General features: G+C 71.1%; 15 protein-coding genes. 6 read left to right on the forward strand and 9 right to left on the reverse strand.

Going from position 1 to position 17,415, the window contains the following annotated elements; genetic code table 11:
* Window positions 1–30: 30 nt before the first annotated feature.
* Window positions 31–1,155 (reverse strand): mechanosensitive ion channel family protein, encoded by a 1,125-nt coding sequence (locus tag AC07F0_RS14185; protein ID WP_478978422.1) that lies wholly within the window; start codon window positions 1,153–1,155, stop codon window positions 31–33.
* A 107-nt stretch (window positions 1,156–1,262) separates the two neighbouring features.
* Between AC07F0_RS14185 and AC07F0_RS14190 the strand changes: the two genes are divergently transcribed.
* Entirely contained in the window at window positions 1,263–1,832 is a 570-nt protein-coding gene (locus AC07F0_RS14190) for a dienelactone hydrolase family protein (RefSeq protein ID WP_436728056.1), read from the forward strand.
* An 18-nt stretch (window positions 1,833–1,850) separates the two neighbouring features.
* Here the strand turns inward: AC07F0_RS14190 and AC07F0_RS14195 are convergent, their stop codons facing one another.
* From AC07F0_RS14195 to AC07F0_RS14210, 4 genes are all read right to left on the reverse strand, one after another.
* The gene (locus AC07F0_RS14195; RefSeq protein WP_478978425.1) at window positions 1,851–3,521 is read right to left on the reverse strand and encodes an alkaline phosphatase D family protein; all 1,671 of its coding nucleotides are present in this window, start codon (window positions 3,519–3,521) and stop codon (window positions 1,851–1,853) included.
* Window positions 3,522–3,614: 93 nt separating this feature from the next.
* Window positions 3,615–4,433 carry a DsbA family protein gene (locus AC07F0_RS14200; protein WP_478978428.1) on the reverse strand — a complete coding sequence of 273 codons (819 nt, stop codon included), beginning with the start codon at window positions 4,431–4,433 and terminating at the stop codon, window positions 3,615–3,617.
* 78 nt (window positions 4,434–4,511) lie between these two features.
* The gene (locus AC07F0_RS14205) at window positions 4,512–5,207 is read right to left on the reverse strand and encodes a hypothetical protein (RefSeq protein WP_478978431.1); all 696 of its coding nucleotides are present in this window, start codon (window positions 5,205–5,207) and stop codon (window positions 4,512–4,514) included.
* Between the two features lie 92 nt (window positions 5,208–5,299).
* Complete coding sequence (locus tag AC07F0_RS14210) at window positions 5,300–6,625, reverse strand: DUF2252 domain-containing protein (RefSeq protein ID WP_436728060.1); 1,326 nt, start codon at window positions 6,623–6,625, stop codon at window positions 5,300–5,302.
* A gap of 216 nt (window positions 6,626–6,841) precedes the next feature.
* Here AC07F0_RS14210 and dnaE point away from each other — a divergent pair, with 216 nt between their 5' ends.
* The gene (gene dnaE / locus AC07F0_RS14215) at window positions 6,842–10,381 is read left to right on the forward strand and encodes a DNA polymerase III subunit alpha (RefSeq protein ID WP_478978434.1); all 3,540 of its coding nucleotides are present in this window, start codon (window positions 6,842–6,844) and stop codon (window positions 10,379–10,381) included.
* Window positions 10,382–10,485: 104 nt separating this feature from the next.
* Here the strand turns inward: dnaE and AC07F0_RS14220 are convergent, their stop codons facing one another.
* Window positions 10,486–10,650, reverse strand: coding sequence for a hypothetical protein (locus AC07F0_RS14220; protein WP_020277572.1), 165 nt, complete (start codon window positions 10,648–10,650; stop codon window positions 10,486–10,488).
* Window positions 10,651–10,872: 222 nt separating this feature from the next.
* Here AC07F0_RS14220 and AC07F0_RS14225 point away from each other — a divergent pair, with 222 nt between their 5' ends.
* From AC07F0_RS14225 to AC07F0_RS14240, 4 genes are all read left to right on the forward strand, one after another.
* Entirely contained in the window at window positions 10,873–12,084 is a 1,212-nt protein-coding gene (locus tag AC07F0_RS14225; RefSeq protein WP_478978437.1) for an NYN domain-containing protein, read from the forward strand.
* 123 nt (window positions 12,085–12,207) lie between these two features.
* A complete protein-coding gene (locus AC07F0_RS14230; protein ID WP_478979108.1) occupies window positions 12,208–13,182 on the forward strand; it encodes an ABC transporter ATP-binding protein in 975 nt (324 codons plus the stop codon).
* A 121-nt stretch (window positions 13,183–13,303) separates the two neighbouring features.
* Entirely contained in the window at window positions 13,304–14,125 is an 822-nt protein-coding gene (locus tag AC07F0_RS14235) for an ABC transporter permease (protein WP_356923028.1), read from the forward strand.
* Between the two features lie 56 nt (window positions 14,126–14,181).
* On the forward strand, window positions 14,182–14,904 hold the full coding sequence (locus AC07F0_RS14240) for an AAA family ATPase (protein ID WP_478978440.1): 723 nt from the start codon (window positions 14,182–14,184) through the stop codon (window positions 14,902–14,904).
* Between the two features lie 177 nt (window positions 14,905–15,081).
* Here the strand turns inward: AC07F0_RS14240 and ybaK are convergent, their stop codons facing one another.
* Genes ybaK through AC07F0_RS14255 form a run of 3 tightly spaced genes read right to left on the reverse strand, consistent with a single transcriptional unit; the run spans window position 15,082 to window position 17,380 of the window.
* Window positions 15,082–15,585 carry a Cys-tRNA(Pro) deacylase gene (gene ybaK, locus AC07F0_RS14245; RefSeq protein ID WP_436729929.1) on the reverse strand — a complete coding sequence of 168 codons (504 nt, stop codon included), beginning with the start codon at window positions 15,583–15,585 and terminating at the stop codon, window positions 15,082–15,084.
* Window positions 15,586–15,596: 11 nt separating this feature from the next.
* The gene (locus AC07F0_RS14250; protein WP_436729930.1) at window positions 15,597–16,337 is read right to left on the reverse strand and encodes an LON peptidase substrate-binding domain-containing protein; all 741 of its coding nucleotides are present in this window, start codon (window positions 16,335–16,337) and stop codon (window positions 15,597–15,599) included.
* 11 nt (window positions 16,338–16,348) lie between these two features.
* Complete coding sequence (locus AC07F0_RS14255; protein WP_478979111.1) at window positions 16,349–17,380, reverse strand: hypothetical protein; 1,032 nt, start codon at window positions 17,378–17,380, stop codon at window positions 16,349–16,351.
* Window positions 17,381–17,415 lie beyond the last annotated feature (35 nt).

Consider the following 17,415-nt stretch of genomic DNA (forward strand, 5'->3'; position numbering starts at 1 on the left):
GGCTTTCAGGACCCCCTTTCCCTCACACTCTCAGCGCTCCGGCCTCGCAGAGCCGTGGTAGCGGCGTTGCTGGTGCGGGACGCCGTCCTGGGACGGGCGGTGGCCGTTGCGGGACGGGGGCGCGGTCGCGTCCGCCGTGTTGACCCGGGGCAGGGCGTAGGGATGCTCTTCGGTCAGCCAGCGGACCATCTGCTCGCGGACCGTGACCCGTGCCGTCCAGATGTCGTCCGCGTCCTTGGCGGTCACCAGGGCCCGCACCTGCAGGGTGTTCGGGGTGGTGTCCGTGACGGACAGGTCGTAGGCGCGGCCGTCCCAGGCCGGGCACTCGCGCAGGATGTCGCGGAGCTTCTCGCGCATCGCCTCCACGGGGGCCGTGTGGTCGACGTGCCAGAAGACGGTGCCGGTCATCTGCGGCGTGCCGCGCGACCAGTTCTCGAACGGCTTGGACGTGAAGTACGACACCGGCATGGTGATCCGCCGCTCGTCCCAGGTGCGCACGGTCAGGAACGTCAGGGTGATCTCCTCGACCGTGCCCCACTCGCCGTCCACGACGACGGTGTCCCCGATGCGCACCATGTCGCCGAAGGCGATCTGGAACCCCGCGAACATGTTGCTCAGCGTGGACTGCGCGGCGACGCCGGCGACGATGCCGAGGATGCCGGCCGACGCCAGCAGCGAGGCACCCGCCGCGCGGAACGCCGGGAACGTCAGCAGCATGCTCGCCGCGGCCACCACGCCGACGATCGCCGACACCACCCGCATGATCAGCGTCACCTGGGTGCGCACCCGGCGGACCCTGGCCGGGTCCCGCTGGGCCCGGGAATGGGCGTACCGGCTGTACGACGTCTCGACGATCGCCGACGCGATACGGATCACCAGCCAGGCGGTCGACCCGATCAGCACCAGGGTCAGCGCCTGGCCGATGCCCTCCCTGCGGCTCTCCAGCAGCTGTGCCTCGTCGTACGCCCCTCTCAGCAGGGCCGCGAGGAGCACGAGCTGGTAGGGGATGCGGCCGCGGCGGAGCAGCCCCCACAGCGGGGTCTCGTGGTGCCGTTCGTCGGCCTTGCGCAGCAGGAAGTCGGTGGCCCAGCCGATCACCAGCGTGAGCACGACCGAGCCACCGACCACGATCAGCGGTCGTAGCAGGTTTTCCATGCCCCCGAACCTAACCGGCTCGCGGGGCTCATGAACATGTGACTTCGGCGGCGTCCTGGGTAGTGCCGTGATCCCGGCCTGTCACACCCGGCTGGCACCATGGGCTCATGAACATCATGCTCTTTCACTCGACCCATGGGCTGCGGCCCGCGGTGCTCCAGGCCGCCGACCGGCTGCGCGCGGCCGGACACGAGGTGTGGACGCCCGACCTCTTCGAGGGACGCACGTTCGACTCGGTCGAGGAGGGCATGGAGCACAACGAGAAGATCGGCAAGGACGAGTTGCTGAAGCGGGCCGTGCTGGCCGCCGCGCCCTACTCGGAGCGCGGGCTGGTGTACGCCGGGTTCTCGCTCGGCGCCTCCATCGCCCAGACCCTCGCCCTCGGCGACGACAAGGCGCGCGGGCTGCTGCTCCTGCACGGCACGTCGGACATCGCGCCGGGCGTCACGGTGGACGAGCTGCCGGTCCAGCTGCACGTGGCGGAGCCCGACCCGTTCGAGACGGACGACTGGCTCAGCGCCTGGTACCTCCAGATGGGCCGCACCGGCGCGGACGTCGAGGTGTACCGGTACGCGGGCGCGGGTCACCTCTACACCGACCCCGATCTGCCGGACTACGACGAGGAGGCCGCCGAGGCCACCTGGCGGGTGGCGCTCGGCTTCCTCGACAGCCTGTAGCCGGCGGTTACCCGGGGCTCACACGGCGTCGTAGACGCGCTCGATCCTCTGCGTGCCGCTGCGCGTGCGGTACGAGCGGGACCACGTGGCGGTCGCGTCGCGCCGCCCGCGGTCGGAGATCACGTAGTAGTCCATCTGCGCGCGCTCGGCCGTGATGTCCAGGACGCCGAAGCCGTGGCGGTCGGTGTCGACCCACTGGACGTGCCGGTTGGCGGCGCGGATCACGGGTGCGGCGACCGCGGAGACCGTCCCCTGAGGGACCTTGACCATGTCGTCGAGGTTGTCGGAGGTGACCGAGGTGACGACGAACTCCGTGGCGGCCGACGGGGACAGCGGGTACGTACCGGCGTCCACCGGCACGTCGTTGGCCCAGGCCATGTGGATGTCGCCGGTGAGGAAGACGGTGTTGCGGATCGCGTTCGCGCGCAGATGGGCGAGGAGTTCACGCCGGTCGTCGGTGTAGCCGTCCCACTGGTCGGTGTTGAGGGCGAGGCCCTCCTGCGGCAGGCCCAGCAGCTTGGCCAGCGGCTTCAGCAGATCGGCGGAGAGCGAGCCGATGGCGAACGGCGCGACCATCACCGAGTTGCCGACCAGCCGCCAGGTGGTGTCGGACGCCTTCAGGCCCGCCTTGAGCCAGTCGAGCTGGGCGCGGCCGGTGAGCGTGCGGTCCGGGTCGTCGACCTCGCCGTTGCCGACCTTGACCTGCTGCGAGCGGAAGGAGCGCAGGTCCAGCAGCGAGAGGTCGGCCAGCTTGCCGAAGCGCAGCCGCCGGTAGGTGGTGCCCGCGATCGCCGGGCGCACCGGCATCCACTCGAAGTAGGCCTGCTTGGCGGCGGCCTGGCGGGCGGACCAGGTGCCCTCGGCGCCCTCGGTGTGGTTCTCGGCGCCGCCCGACCAGGCGTCGTTGGCGAACTCGTGGTCGTCCCAGATCGCCACGACCGGGGCCGCCGCGTGCAGGGCCTGGAGGTCGGGGTCCGTCTTGTAACGCCCGTGCCGGACGCGGTAGTCGGCGAGAGTGACGATCTCGTGGGTCGGGGCGTGCGGGCGGACGACCGTGCCGCGGGTGCCGTACTCGCCGGTGCCGTACTCGTAGATGTAGTCGCCGAGGTGCAGCCAGGCGTCCAGGTCGCCGCGGGCGGCGAGGTGGCGGTACGGGGCGAAGTAGCCGGCTTCCCAGTTGGCGCAGGAGACCACGCCGAAGCGGAGGCCCGTGACGGCCGCGTCGGCCGCCGGGGCGGTGCGGGTGCGGGCGGCGGGGGAGTCGGTGCCCCCGGCGGAGAAGCGGAACCAGTAGTCGGTGGCCGGTTCCAGGCCGCGGATGTCGGCCTTCACGGTGTGGTCGGAGGCGGCCGTCGCGGTGGTGGAGCCCTTGGCGACGACGGTCGTGAACGCCTTGTCCTTGGCGACGACCCAGCTCACCTCGGTGTCCGGCCCGAGCCCGGAGCCGGGTATCGCCTCCGGGACGGGCGTCACACGGGTCCACAGCAGGATGCCGTCCGGCAGGGGGTCACCGGAGGCGACGCCGTGCAGGAAGGCGGGAGCCTGTTCGACGGCGCGCGCGGGCAGGGTCCCTGCCAGCGGCCCGGCCAGGACAGCGGTCGCCGCCGCGGCCTTGACGACCGTACGGCGGCGCGGGATGAGGGAGTTGAGGCCCTCGGACGTGTTCGATGATCTGTATCGACTGGTCACGAGCGATCAGGTTACTGGTCGGTATGCAACGGAGCGGGCGAACTGAAGGAAGTTCGCCCGCTCTTCACATGCCGGCCGGTCCCCGACCTGCCGTCACTTCTTGAGGGCCTCGCCCACCACCCTGTTGAAGTCGGCCACCGTCATCAGCGGCGTGCCCTGGTTGTCGGCGGTGAGCTGCTTGCCGTCCATGACGAAGCCCGGGGTGCCCGTGACACCGTCCTTGTTGTCGTCGAAGGTCTTCGACATGGCCATCGCCCAGGCGTCGTAGGTGCCCTTCTCGACCGCGTCCTGGAACTTCTTGTTGCCCTTCAGCTCCGGGACGGTGTTCGCGACCTTGATGAGGTAGCTGTCGTCCTTGAACTTGTCGGTCGTCTCCTCGGGGTGGTACTTCGCCGAGTACAGGGCGGCCTTGTAGTCGAGGAACGCCTCGGGGCTGACGTTCAGCGCGGCGCCCAGGGCGCTCAGCGCGTTCTTGGAGCCCTCGCCGTTGTCCTTGTTGTCGATGAAGGTGGCGCCGATGAACTGCATCTTGAACTTGCCGTCGTCGATGTCCTTCTTCACGGTCGGACCGACGGTCTGCTCGAACTGGGCGCATACGGGGCAGCGCGGGTCCTCGTAGACCTTCAGGGTCTTCTTGGCCGAGTCCTTGCCGATGACGACCGTGGTGCCCTTGGCTCCCGTGGTGTGGGCCGGGGCGACGACCTTGGCGTCCTTCTGGGCCTCCCAGTGGGTGGGCTTGTTGGCCTGGACGACCGCGTAGCCGATGCCGCCGGCTATCGCGAGGACGCCGACGATGGAGGCGGCGACGATGATCTGCCGCTTCGCCTTCGCCCGCTTGGCCTCGCGCTCGCGCTCGATGCGCAGCCGCTCACGGGCCGCCGTCTTCGCCGCCTGGGTGTTCCGCTTGCTCATGGTGATGTTCTCCGTCGGGGACGCGCACAGGTCGTGTGCGCAATACGTAAGGGGGACTGCCGGTGCTCGAAAGGCGCCTCACGCGAAGGCGGGCGAGCACGGCGGTCCACGTCGTCCCAGACAGTGGGCGAGGATCCTCTCGCGGGCGGTGGGCGTGCGGTCGGGGGCCCGCGACGGCAGCCGGCGCCCGGCCGGGGCCCGCCTCACCGTCACCGCGGCGACCGCGAGCAGCAGCGGACGGAAGGTGGTCGCCCCCACGGCGCGCAGCAGCTGGGCCAGGGCCCGCTCGCCCCGGCGCAGCCAGACCGCGGCGGCAAGCCCCACGCCGATGTGCGCGCCGAGCAGCAGCCAGGCGGTGGCCGGGTCGGCGTGCACGACGGCGGCGGCGAGCCGGTCGGTGCCGGTGGCCCCGGCCATCCGTGCCAGCGGTGTGCCGATCTCGCCGCCCCCGCACAGCACGTCCAGGCCGACCGACCGCAGCGGTCCGGCGACCGGGCCGCCCGACCGGCCGTAACAGGCGTGCTGTCCCGTGGTGAACACCGTGTCGGCGGCCAGTTCCAGCGGGATCAGCAGGGCCGCGATCCGTCCGAAGGAGCGCTCTCGCCCCGCCAGGGCGTACGCGATCACGAACACGGTGGCGGCGACCGCGGCCACCGTGCCCGTCGGGAGCGGGACCTGGGACAGCAGCACGTGCGACGCGGTGCTGAGCGTCACGACCACTGCCGTGAACAGCGCCGCGCGTACGGCTCTGAGCGGGATCCCGGATATGTCCATAGCGAGAGGAGAGTCTGTCACGGGGGCCGGTAAGGGACCCCTAAAGGATGCCTGTGAGAGAGCGGACGGCCAAAGCCCCGGCTCAGGGGTCCTTACAGACCCGGGATCCGGCCGTTGCGGAACAGGTCCACGAAGGTCTGGTGGTCGGCACGCGCGCGTGCGCCGTAGCCGTGTGCGAAGTCGATCAGCAGCGGCGCGAAGCCCTCCTCGTCCGCCGCGATCGCCGCGTCGATGGCCCGTTCCGTGGAGAACGGCACCAGGGACTCGCCGGACTGGTCGTCCGCCGCCGAGTGCATCGTGGCCGTGGCCCGGCCGAGGTCGGCCACCACCTGGGCGATCTCCTCCGCGTCGTCGATGTCGCCCCAGTCGAGATCCACCGCGTACGGCGAGACCTCGGCGACCAGCTGGCCCGCGCCGTCCAGCTCCGTCCAGCCCAGCCACGGGTCGGCGTGCGCCTGGAGGGCGCGCTGGGAGATGACCGTGCGGTGCCCCTCGTGCTGGAAGTAGTCACGGATCGCCTGGTCCGTGATGTGCCGGGAGACGGCCGGGGTCTGGGCCTGCTTGATGTAGATCACCACATCGTTCTCCAGGGCGTCGCTGTGGCCCTCCAGCAGGATGTTGTACGACGGCAGCCCCGCCGAGCCGATGCCGATGCCGCGCCGGCCGACGACGTCCTTCACGCGGTAGGAGTCCGGGCGGGCCAGCGAGCTGTCCGGGAGCGTCTCCAGGTAGCCGTCGAAGGCGGCGAGGACCTTGTAGCGCGTGGCCGCGTCCAGCTCGACGGAGCCGCCCCCGGACGCGAAGCGGCGCTCGAAGTCGCGGATCTCCGTCATCGACTCCAGCAGCCCGAAGCGGGTCAGCGACCGGGCGTCGCGCAGCGCGTCCAGCAGCGGGCCCTGTGCCGTGTCCAGCGTGAACGGGGGCACCTCGTCGCTCTTGGCGCCGGTGGCCAGGGCGTGGATCCGCTCGCGGTACGCGACCGCGTAGATCGTCACCAGCTCGGAGATCTGCTCGTCGCTGAGCGCCTTCGCGTACCCGATGAGGGCGATGGAGGCGGCGAAGCGCTTCAGGTCCCACGTGAAGGGGCCGACGTAGGCCTCGTCGAAGTCGTTGACGTTGAAGATCAGGCGGCCGTTGGCGTCCATGTACGTGCCGAAGTTCTCCGCGTGCAGGTCGCCGTGGATCCACACGCGCGAGGTGCGCTCGTCCAGGTACGGGCCGCCCTGCTTCTCCTCGTCCAGGTCGTGGTAGAAGAGCGCTGCCGTGCCCCGGTAGAACGCGAAGGCCGAGGCCGCCATCTTCCGGAACTTCACGCGGAACGCGGCCGGGTCGGCGGCCAGGAGCTCGCCGAAGGCGGTGTCGAAGACGGCGAGAATCTCCTCACCGCGGTGCTCGTCGTCGAGCTGCGGGAACGACATCGCTGGGTGCCTCCTGGTGCGTACGTGCGAGGACGGCGGGTCCGTCCTCCGCCTAACGTGCGGCGGTCCGCGGGAGTGCCCGCGAGCCCCGCACGAAGGTACGCGGGTCAGGCCCCCGAGTGTCACTGGCGAGGCATAGACTTCGACGCTGTCCCCCAGACTGTCCGCAGCCTGTCGGGCCCCATTCGACGTATGTTTTCCCTGGAGGCCGCAGCCGTGTCAAAGCCGCCGTTCACGCACCTGCACGTCCACACCCAGTACTCGCTGCTGGACGGTGCCGCGCGGCTGAAGGACATGTTCAACGCGTGCAACGAGATGGGCATGTCGCACATCGCCATGTCCGACCACGGCAACCTCCACGGGGCGTACGACTTCTTCCACTCCGCGCAGAAGGCCGGGGTCACGCCGATCATCGGCATCGAGGCGTACGTCGCGCCCGAGTCCCGCCGCAACAAGCGCAAGATCCAGTGGGGCCAGCCGCACCAGAAACGGGACGACGTCTCCGGTTCCGGTGGTTACACCCACAAGACGATGTGGGCGGTGAACAAGACCGGCCTGCACAACCTCTTCCGGCTCTCCTCGGACGCGTACGCCGAGGGCTGGCTGCAGAAGTGGCCCCGGATGGACAAGGAGACCATCGCCAAGTGGTCCGAGGGCATCGTCGCCTCCACCGGCTGCCCCTCCGGCGAGGTCCAGACCCGGCTGCGTCTCGGCCACTTCGACGAGGCCCTCAAGGCCGCCGCCGACTACCAGGACATCTTCGGCAAGGACCGCTACTTCCTGGAGCTGATGGACCACGGCATCGAGATCGAGCACCGGGTCCGCGACGGCCTGCTGGACATCGCCAAGAAGCTCGGCATCCCCCCGCTGGTCACCAACGACTCGCACTACACCTATGCGCACGAGGCGTCCGCCCACGACGCCCTGCTGTGCATCCAGACCGGCAAGAACCTCTCCGACCCGGACCGTTTCAGGTTCGACGGCACCGGCTACTACCTGAAGTCCACGGACGAGATGTACGCCATCGACTCCTCGGACGCCTGGCAGGAGGGCTGCGCCAACACCCGGCTGATCGCCGAGATGGTCGACACCACGGGCATGTTCGAAAAGCGCGACCTGATGCCCAAGTTCGACATCCCGGAGGGGTACACGGAGGTCAGCTGGTTCCGCGAGGAAACCATGCGCGGCATGCACCGCCGCTTCCCGGACGGCATCCCCGACGACCGCATGAAGCAGGTCGAGTACGAGATGGACACCATCATCTCGATGGGCTTCCCGGGCTACTTCCTCGTGGTCGCCGACTTCATCATGTGGGCCAAGAAGCAGGGCATCGCGGTCGGCCCCGGCCGAGGTTCCGCGGCCGGCTCGATCGTCGCCTACGCCCTCGGCATCACCGACCTCGACCCCATCCCGCACGGCCTGATCTTCGAGCGGTTCCTCAACCCCGAGCGCATCTCCATGCCCGATGTCGACATCGACTTCGACGAGCGCCGGCGCGTCGAGGTGATCCGGTACGTGACGGAGAAGTACGGCGCCGACAAGGTCGCCATGATCGGCACGTACGGCACCATCAAGGCCAAGAACGCGATCAAGGACTCCGCGCGCGTGCTGGGCTACCCGTACGCGATGGGCGACCGCCTCACCAAGGCCATGCCCGCCGACGTCCTCGGCAAGGGCATCAACCTCGACGGCATCACCAACCCCGAGCACCCCCGCTACTCGGAGGCGGGCGAGATCCGGGCGATGTACGAGAACGAGCCGGACGTGAAGAAGGTCATCGACACCGCCAAGGGCGTCGAGGGCCTGGTCCGGCAGATGGGCGTGCACGCCGCCGGCGTGATCATGTCCAGCGAGACCATCACCGACCACGTCCCGGTCTGGGTCAGGCACACCGACGGCGTGACCATCACGCAGTGGGACTACCCGAGCTGTGAGTCGCTCGGCCTGCTGAAGATGGACTTCCTGGGCCTGCGCAACCTGACGATCATGGACGACGCCGTCAAGATGGTGAAGTCCAACAAGGGGATCGACATCGATCTCCTGAGCCTCCCGCTCGACGACCCCACGACCTTCGAACTGCTCCAGCGCGGCGACACCCTCGGCGTCTTCCAGTTCGACGGCGGCCCCATGCGCTCCCTGCTCCGGCTGATGAAGCCGGACAACTTCGAAGACATCTCCGCCGTGTCGGCCCTGTACCGCCCGGGCCCGATGGGCATGAACTCCCACACGAACTACGCGCTGCGCAAGAACGGCCAGCAGGAGATCACGCCGATCCACCCCGAGCTGGAGGAGCCGCTCCGGGAGGTCCTGGACGTCACCTACGGCCTGATCGTCTACCAGGAGCAGGTGCAGAAGGCCGCCCAGATCATCGCCGGCTACTCGCTCGGCGAGGCCGACATCCTCCGCCGCGTGATGGGCAAGAAGAAGCCCGAGGAACTGGCGAAGAACTTCGTGCTGTTCCAGGAGGGCGCCCGCAAGAAGGGCTACAGCGACGAGGCCATCCAGGCGCTCTGGGACGTGCTGGTCCCCTTCGCCGGCTACGCGTTCAACAAGGCGCACTCCGCCGCGTACGGACTCGTCTCCTACTGGACGGCGTACCTCAAGGCGAACCACCCCGCCGAGTACATGGCCGCGCTCCTCACGTCCGTGAAGGACGACAAGGACAAGTCGGCCGTCTACCTCAACGAGTGCCGCCGCATGGGCATCAAGGTGCTCCCGCCGGACGTCAACGAGTCGATGTCCAACTTCGCCGCCCAGGGCGACGACGTGATCCTCTTCGGCCTCTCCGCCGTCCGCAACGTCGGTACGAACGTCGTCGAGTCGATCATCAGGTGCCGCAAGGCCAAGGGGAAGTACACCTCGTTCCCGGACTACCTCGACAAGGTGGACGCGGTGGTCTGCAACAAGCGCACCACCGAGTCGCTGATCAAGGCCGGCGCCTTCGACGCCATGGGCCACACCCGCAAGGGCCTCACCGCGCAGTACGAACCGATGATCGACAACGTGGTCGCGGTCAAGCGCAAGGAGGCCGAGGGGCAGTTCGACCTCTTCGGCGGCATGGGCGAGGCCGACAGCAGCGAGCCGGGCTTCGGGCTCGACGTGGAGTTCACCACCGAGGAGTGGGACAAGACCTATCTGCTCGCCCAGGAGCGGGAGATGCTCGGTCTGTACGTCTCCGACCACCCGCTGTTCGGCCTGGAGCACATCCTGTCCGACAAGGCCGACGCGGGCATCTCCCAGCTGACCGGCGGGGAGCACGCGGACGGCGCGGTCGTCACCATCGGCGGCATCATCTCCGGCCTCCAGCGCAAGATGACCAAGCAGGGCAACGCCTGGGCCATCGCCACCGTCGAGGACCTCGCCGGCTCGATCGAGTGCATGTTCTTCCCGGCGACGTACCAGCTCGTCTCGACCCAACTCGTCGAGGACGCGGTGGTGTTCGTCAAGGGCCGCCTCGACAAGCGCGAGGACGTGCCGCGGCTGGTCGCGATGGAGCTGCAGGTCCCCGACCTGTCGAACGCGGGCACCAACGCGCCCGTCGTCCTGACCATCCCGGCCACGCGGGTCACCCCGCCGCTGGTCAGCCGCCTCGGCGAGGTCCTCAGCCACCACAAGGGCGACAGCGAGGTCCGGATCAAGCTCCAGGGGCCGACCAAGACGACCGTGCTGCGCCTGGACCGGCACCGGGTGAAGCCGGACCCGGCGCTCTTCGGCGATCTGAAGGTGCTGCTCGGGCCGTCCTGCCTGGCGGGCTGACGCCGGGCTCGGGAGCGGGCTCTTGACGCGCGTGAGGGGCGTACCCGGTACCTGGTACGCCCCTCGCGCAGGTGGGTGGGTCTCAACAACCCGTTACGCAGATGTCAGTTGTGGCCGAAGCTGCGCTTCCGCTTGCGGGACGCCACGTCGCCGGGGGTCAGCTCGACCTCGGGCTGAGGCTCAGCCTCGGCCGCGGGGCTGCGGTCCGCCCGCTGCCCGCGCTCGGTCGGACGCTGCTGCTTACGGTCACGGTTCTTGTTCTTGGCCATGGTGATGCCTCCTGTGGGGGATCTAGGGGCCAGGGCCGGGACCAGATTCACACAGGCCGACAACGATCGCATGTCGGACAATTACCCTGCGTGACAGGGGCAGTCGGAGCGGGCCGGAGCGAAACGCCACGCCGAAGATCGAGTTCCGGCCGTTAACCTCCGCGCCGTCGGGCAGACTCGAAGCAAGCCCGAAGCAAACCTCCCGGGAAGAGGGTGAGTCGTGTGGACCGCTGCATCGTCCTGGTGGACGCGGGGTATCTGCTGGGGGCGGCGGCGAGTCTCCTCGCCGGGGAACCCTCACGATCCCGGATCACCGTCGACCACACCGCCCTCATCCAGGGGCTGCGTGAACGCGCCGAGTCGGACACGCAGCAGCCGCTGCTGCGGATCTACTGGTTCGACGGCGCGCCCGACCGCGTCCCGCAGCCCGAGCACCGCAGGCTGCGCGTGATGCCCCGGGTCACCGTCCGGCTGGGCGCGCTGACCCGCAGCGACGGCCGCTGGGCGCAGAAGGGCGTGGACGCCGCGATGCACGCCGAGCTCACCGAGCTGGCCCGCAACCGCGCCTGCTCAGACGTCGTCCTCGTCACCGGCGACGGCGATCTGCTGCCCGGCATGATGGCCGCCAAGGAGCACGGCGTCGCCGTCCACCTGTGGGCCGTGCAGGCCGCCGACGGCGACTACAACCAGTCCGAGGACCTGGTCGCCGAGGCCGACGAGCGGCGCGTCCTGGACCGGGCCTGGATCACCAAGGCCGTCCGCGCCAAGGAGCACACCGGCGTGTGCGCCCCGCAGCCCGCGACCCGGCCCGAGATCGCCGCGATCCTCTCCGCCCCGCTGCCCGAGTCCGCGCTCGCCGCCGCGGCCGAGCGCCCGGCCCCGCAGCCGCAGCACCCCGCGGCCGGCGCCGGGCAGAACGGCGCGGAGGAACGGGCGCCCGCCGCCAAAGGCGTCCCCACGCCCAAAGACCTCGCCGCCCTGCGCGCCCCCGGCCCCCAGCCCGCCCAGCAGCCCGCCTCCGCCACCCTCCGCTGGTCCTCCGACAAGGGCTGGGTCGACCGGCCCCCGGCCGAGCCCCCCGAGGCCGCCTCGATGCCGACGCTCGCCCAGCTGACCACGGCCGAGCAGCGGTGGGCCGACCGCGAGGAGGACATCACCACCGTCGGCGGAGACCCCTACGAGGTGGGGCAGGTCTTCGCCCGGCGCTGGGTCGAGCGCCTCGGCGACCAGAGCCACCTGCAGAAACTGTCCGGGATGTACCCGCGCATCCCGCACCGCGTCGATGGGGAGCTGCTGCGCTACGCCGCCCGCTTCGGCCTGCTCGCCCACAAGGACGACCAGATCGACGAGCGGGACCGGTACGCCATCCGGGCCGGTTTCTGGAAGGAGATCGGCGTGCGCACGGGGGTGGAGCACGCGCCCGTCGGCGAATGAGGACTTTGCCGACGGATTTCCCGTTGTGGACCGACCCGAGAGCGGGCCGGGGCAGTCGACCCCGTAGTCTCGTTGCTTGTGAGTAAGCGCGCGGCACAGGCATTTCGGCACGATGGTGACGTCGTGTGCGCGGTGCGCGGGCTGACCAAGACCTACCCGGCCGTCCGCGGCCGGCGCGGCGCTCCCGGAACACCCGAGGTCCGCGCCACGGACGACGTGACGCTGGACATCCGGCGCGGCGAGATCTTCGGCCTGCTCGGGCCGAACGGCGCCGGCAAGTCCACCCTCGTACGGCAGCTCACCGGGCTGATGCGGCCCGACCGCGGCAGCGTGGAGATCCTCGGGCACGACATCGTGCGCCACCCGGAACGGGCCGCGCGGATCCTCGCCTACCTCGGTCAGGAGTCCACCGCCCTCGACGAGCTGACCGTGTCGCTCGCCGCCGAGACCACCGGGCGGCTGCGCGGCCTGCACGTACGGCGGGCGCGGGCCGAGCGGGACGACGTACTCGACGAGCTGGGGCTCGCGCCGCTCGCCGGGCGGCCGCTGAAGAAGCTCTCCGGGGGCCAGCGGCGCCTGGCGTGCTTCGCCGCGGCGCTGGTGGGGGAGCGGCCGCTGCTCGTGCTCGACGAGCCGACCACCGGCATGGACCCGGTGGCGCGACGGGCCGTGTGGTCCGCCGTCGACCGGCGGCGGGCCGACCGCGGGACGACCGTGCTGCTGGTCACCCACAACGTCATCGAGGCCGAGACCGTGCTGGACCGGGTGGCCGTCCTCGACCGGGGGCGTGTGATCGCCTGCGACACCCCCTCCGGGCTCAAGGAGCAGGTCGCCGGCGAGGTGCGGGTCGACCTGGTGTGGCGCGACACGGCGCCGGTGCACGTCCCCGAGGTGGCCGCGCTGCGGAACCGCGCCGTGGAGTCGGGCCGCCTGTGGACGCTCCGGCTCGGGCCCGAGGAGGCCCGGGCGGTCGTCGCCACCGTCACCGGAGGGGCCGCCTTCGCCGCCCTGGACGACTTCACGCTGGCCACGCCGAGCCTGGAGGACGTGTACCTGGCCCTGGGCGGTGCCGCGCAGCAGGGGCTGGTGAAGGCGTGAGGAACACCGGTGCCCGGAACATGACGGCCCGCAACACGCCGGCCTTGAGTGCGTGGGCCGCCGTATACGTACCGAACAGGGCGACTGCCGCAGTGGACCCGACGAAGGGGAGCAGCGCGACGTGAGTGTCGTACCCGCCGATGTCCTGCCGGGCAGCGCCCTGGCCGTGGACGAGCCCGCCGTGTGCGCGGCCGAGCTCGGGCCCCGGGCGCGGCTGTGGCCGTCGCTGGCGGCCGTGTACCGGGCGCAGCTGTCCCGGGCGCGGGTCGCGCGGATCCCGCTGCTGTTCGTGGCGACGTTCCAGTCGATCGGGATCATGATCCTGATGCGCGGCGTCGTGGACGACGGGGCGGAGGCGCAGGCCGTCGTCGCCGGGTCGTCCGTCCTGGTGGTGGCCTTCGTCGCACTGAACCTGCTCGCGCAGTACTTCGGGCAGCTGCGGGCCAGCGGCGGGCTGGACCACTACGCGACGCTGCCGGTGCCGCCGGCGGCGGTGGTGCTGGGCGCGGCGGGCGCGTACGCGTCGTTCACCGTGCCCGGGACCGTCGTGACGGCCGTGTTCGGCTGTGTGCTGTTCGGGCTGCCGCTGGCCCATCTGTGGGTCCTGGTGGCCGTGATCCCGCTGGCGGGCGCCGCGCTCGCCGGGCTGGGGGCGGCGCTCGGGCTGCTCGCGCCCCGGCCGGAGCTGGCCACGCTGCTCGGGCAGCTGGGCATGTCGGCGGCGCTGCTGCTGGGCGTGCTGCCGGCCGAGCGGATGCCTCAGGCCGTGCGGTTCACGCGCGACCTGCTGCCGTCGACGTACGGCGTGGAGGCCTTCGCGCGGACGTTCGGGCCGCATCCCGACTGGGCCTTCGTCCTGGGCGACCTCGCCGTGTGCGGGCTCGTGGGCGTCGTCTCGCTGGCCGTGGCGACCTGGGCGTACCGCCGGGCGGCCGTCCGGTGAGCGGGGAGGGATCGTCCGGTGACGCGGGGCACAGGCGGGCCTGGCACGATGGCAGGGTGACCGCACCACTGAATCCGCCACCGCCGCCGCATGAACGTTCCGCACAGGATGCGTGGCCGCCGCCGGGCGCCGGCTCCGGGGGGCACGGATCCCGGGCGCCCGGGTCTCAGCACGCCGAATACGCCGAGCACGCCGCGTACTCCGGGCACGGCTGGTACGGGCAGGACGGGCCCGGCATGAAGACGGAAGTGCGGGAGGCCGGCGCGGTCGCCGTGGCGGTGGCGCTCGGCGGGGTGCTGCTGGGTGTGCTGTGGTGGTGGCTCGCGCCGCACGTGCCGCTGATCGGGGACGTGGTCGAGGGGAAGTGGATCGTCTACCTGAAGGACACCGAGGGGGAGCAGGCCGTCGGGGTCGACGGCACGTTCTCGTTGCTCGGGCTGGCCTTCGGGGTCGTCAGCGCCCTGGTCGTGTTCCTGCTGCGGCGGCGTGGGGGTGTGCCGCTGGTGGTGGGGCTCGCCGTCGGGGGGCTGCTCGGGTCGTTGCTGGCCTGGCGGGTCGGGGTGTGGCTCGGGCCCGCGGAGGATGTGGTCGCGCGTGCGCGGGACGTGGGGCGGGGAGTGACGTTCTCCGCGCCGTTGAAGTTGGGGGCGAAGGGGGCGTTGCTGGCCTGGCCGCTTGCCGCGCTGGTGTTGCACCTCGGGCTGACGGCGTTGTTCGGGCCTCGGGATCCGGAGCCGGAGTTTCCGGACGGGCCGTATCAGACACCGCCGGTTGGGTAGTGCTCGGCGTTGGTGCTGAGGGCGGGTGGGTGCGCAGCCCGGCGGAGCGGGGTGCCTCCCCCAAGCTCTCGGCTCCGCTCGAGCAGGGGGTACCCCCATCGCCCACCCGTGCCGCCCTGGGGTACCTTCCAGGCCCTTGAGGCACTGGGGGAGGTACGAATGCCCGCAGCCAAGCGGCTAAGGGCGTCCGATCGGAGCCAGTACCGCCTCCGTCAGCTTCGCCAAGTCCTCCGCGGACAGTTCCACCTCAAGGCCCCTCCTGCCCGCCGAGACGCAGATGGTCGGGTGCGCGGATGCCGACGCGTCCAGCACCGTCGGGAGCTTCTTGCGCTGGCCCAGGGGAGAGATGCCGCCCCGGACGTAGCCCGTCGTGCGTTCCGCCAGGGCCGGGTCGGCCATCGTCGCGCGTTTGCCGCCCACCGCCGCTGCCAGGGCCTTCAGGTCCAGTTGGCCCGCCACCGGGACCACCGCGACCGTCAGGGCGCCGTCGATGTCGGCCACCAGGGTCTTGAAGACGCGGTCCGGGGAGACGCCCATCGCCTCGGCCGCCTCCTCGCCGTAGGAGGGGTGGGCGGGGTCGTGGTCGTAGGAGTGGACCGTGAACTCCACGCCCGCCGTCGTGAGGGCGACCGTCGCGGGGGTGCCGCCCGGCTGGTGCTGCTTCTTCGACTTCTTCGCCATTGACGTCCGCTTCAGTTGAGACTCGTCGGGCCGCGCGTCAGGTCCGACGCCGGCAACGACGGCAGATTACGGATGATGGCCGTCTCGGAGCGAAGGAGTTTCAGCTCGTCCCGCAGGCGGGAAGCCGTGTCGGGGGCCTGGAGCAGGCGTTGCTTGGTGGGGGTGTCCAGCATCATCGCCGCGGCCACCAGGTACGACACCACGCCCGGCTCGTCGGGCAGGTCGGCGCCGGTCGTCAGGGACCGTTCCCGCGCGCCCGCCAGCCGCTTCTGGTACTGGCGGAAGGAACGCAGCACCCCCTCGGCCAACGGCGCCGCCTCGTCGCCGGGTTCCTCCGGCAATGTCTCCAGCTCGGCCGTCAGGAACGGACCCGACGCCTCCACCGACAGCAGCCGTACCCGTGTCGTGCCGGTCGCCAGCACCTCGAAGGAGCCGTCGGTCCGCTCCCGGATCGTCGCCGCGTCCGCGATGCAGCCCACCTTGTGGAACGCCTTGGCCGGGTCCGTGCCGAAGCCGGCGGCGGGCCCCCGCTCGGGCAGCGACGTGGGGTCGGGCATGCCGGGCGCGCTCGGGGCCACCTCGTGGCCGTCGCGGATCGCCACGACGGCGAAACGGCGCGGCTCGTCCTCCGGCGTCTTCAGCAGTTCGCGCATCATGGCGCGATACCGCTCCTCGAAGACGTTGAGCGGGAGCACGAGCCCCGGGAACAGCACCGAGTTCAGGGGGAAGAGGGGGAGCCGGACGGTGGTCACGACGCAAAAGCCTAATGGTCGCCGGAGCGGACTCGTCCGCCCCGTTCACTCCGTGGATGTCCGGCAGGCCGGCCGGCTGCTCCGGACAGTATGTCGTCGCGTATCCGCAGGAAGTGGCCGAGCGGGTCGTCCGACACCTGGTCCCAGGGGAACGAGGTGGCGTACGGGCCGTTGAGGAGCAGCTGTTCCCGGGCGTCCGGCCAGCGCTCCAGGCGCACCAGGACGAAGACGAGCAGGTTCCGCATCCGGGCCGGCCAGGGATCGGCGGCCGGCAGTCGCGGCGACAGTGCGATCGCCCGGTCGGCGGCGGCGTCCAGCCGTTCGCGCGGCAGCTCGGGCCCGCAGCCGTCGGTGAGGTAGCCGAAGGCCGCCCGCAACGGGAGCGCCTGGACGAGCGCGTCGGCGGGCGCGTCCTGGGCGGCCCGGTCGGCGAAGTCGAAGCACTCCCGGTGCGAACCGTGCCAGGAGGCGGCCAGATAGCGCAGGGCCGATTCGTGGCAGCCGTAGTGGTGCGGGGCGCGGCGGACGGCCGCCGCCCACAGCTCCTCGAAGTAGCTGTGTCCGGCCTGGGCGCCGCGCGCGTGGTCCAGCGCGAGCCGCCAGGGCACGGGATCGCCGTGGTCGGCCCGGGCGGCGGCCGTGATCAGCGGGCTCACCTCGCGCAGCGCCTCGGCCCGGGCCGGTGACTGCCAGGCACGGTCCACCGCCAGCTGGGCCCCGAGCAGCAGCGCGTCCGGGTCCTCGGGGGCCGTGGCGAGCCAGGCGTCCAGCCAGTCGGGGCGTGAGCGGGCGAAGGCGGCCAGCCGGGTCACGTACCGGTCGCGCCGCTCCCACTCGGCCGCCGCCCGGGTCGCGCGGAGCAGCCCGGAGGCCGCTGAGTGGTCGCCGCGGGCGGCCGCGACCAGTGCCGGACTGAGCCGGGCGTCGGGCGCGTCGAGCACCACCCCGTCGTCGGCGCGCGGCCTGCTGACGGGGCGGGGAGCGGTCCTTGTCATCCGGCCCGGGCGGATGAACGGAAGCTGCATGGCCATGGTGCCGACCATTGAAAGTCCGCTGCTCACGACGGCGCCAGATCGTT

The sequence above is a fragment of the Streptomyces sp. NPDC045955 genome (genome assembly GCF_056430805.1).

Bases quoted from the DNA above. Each gene is read 5' to 3' on its own strand.
- AC07F0_RS14190 (WP_436728056.1), top strand. From the start codon at position 1,263: ATGAACATCATGCTCTTTCACTCGACCCATGGGCTGCGGCCCGCGGTG.
- AC07F0_RS14205 (WP_478978431.1), bottom strand. From the start codon at position 5,207: ATGGACATATCCGGGATCCCGCTCAGAGCCGTACGCGCGGCGCTGTTC.
- AC07F0_RS14210 (WP_436728060.1), bottom strand. From the start codon at position 6,625: ATGTCGTTCCCGCAGCTCGACGACGAGCACCGCGGTGAGGAGATTCTC.
- ybaK (WP_436729929.1), bottom strand. From the start codon at position 15,585: ATGGCGAAGAAGTCGAAGAAGCAGCACCAGCCGGGCGGCACCCCCGCG.
- AC07F0_RS14185 (WP_478978422.1), bottom strand. From the start codon at position 1,155: ATGGAAAACCTGCTACGACCGCTGATCGTGGTCGGTGGCTCGGTCGTG.
- AC07F0_RS14200 (WP_478978428.1), bottom strand. From the start codon at position 4,433: ATGAGCAAGCGGAACACCCAGGCGGCGAAGACGGCGGCCCGTGAGCGG.
- AC07F0_RS14255 (WP_478979111.1), bottom strand. From the start codon at position 17,380: ATGGTCGGCACCATGGCCATGCAGCTTCCGTTCATCCGCCCGGGCCGG.
- AC07F0_RS14220 (WP_020277572.1), bottom strand. From the start codon at position 10,650: ATGGCCAAGAACAAGAACCGTGACCGTAAGCAGCAGCGTCCGACCGAG.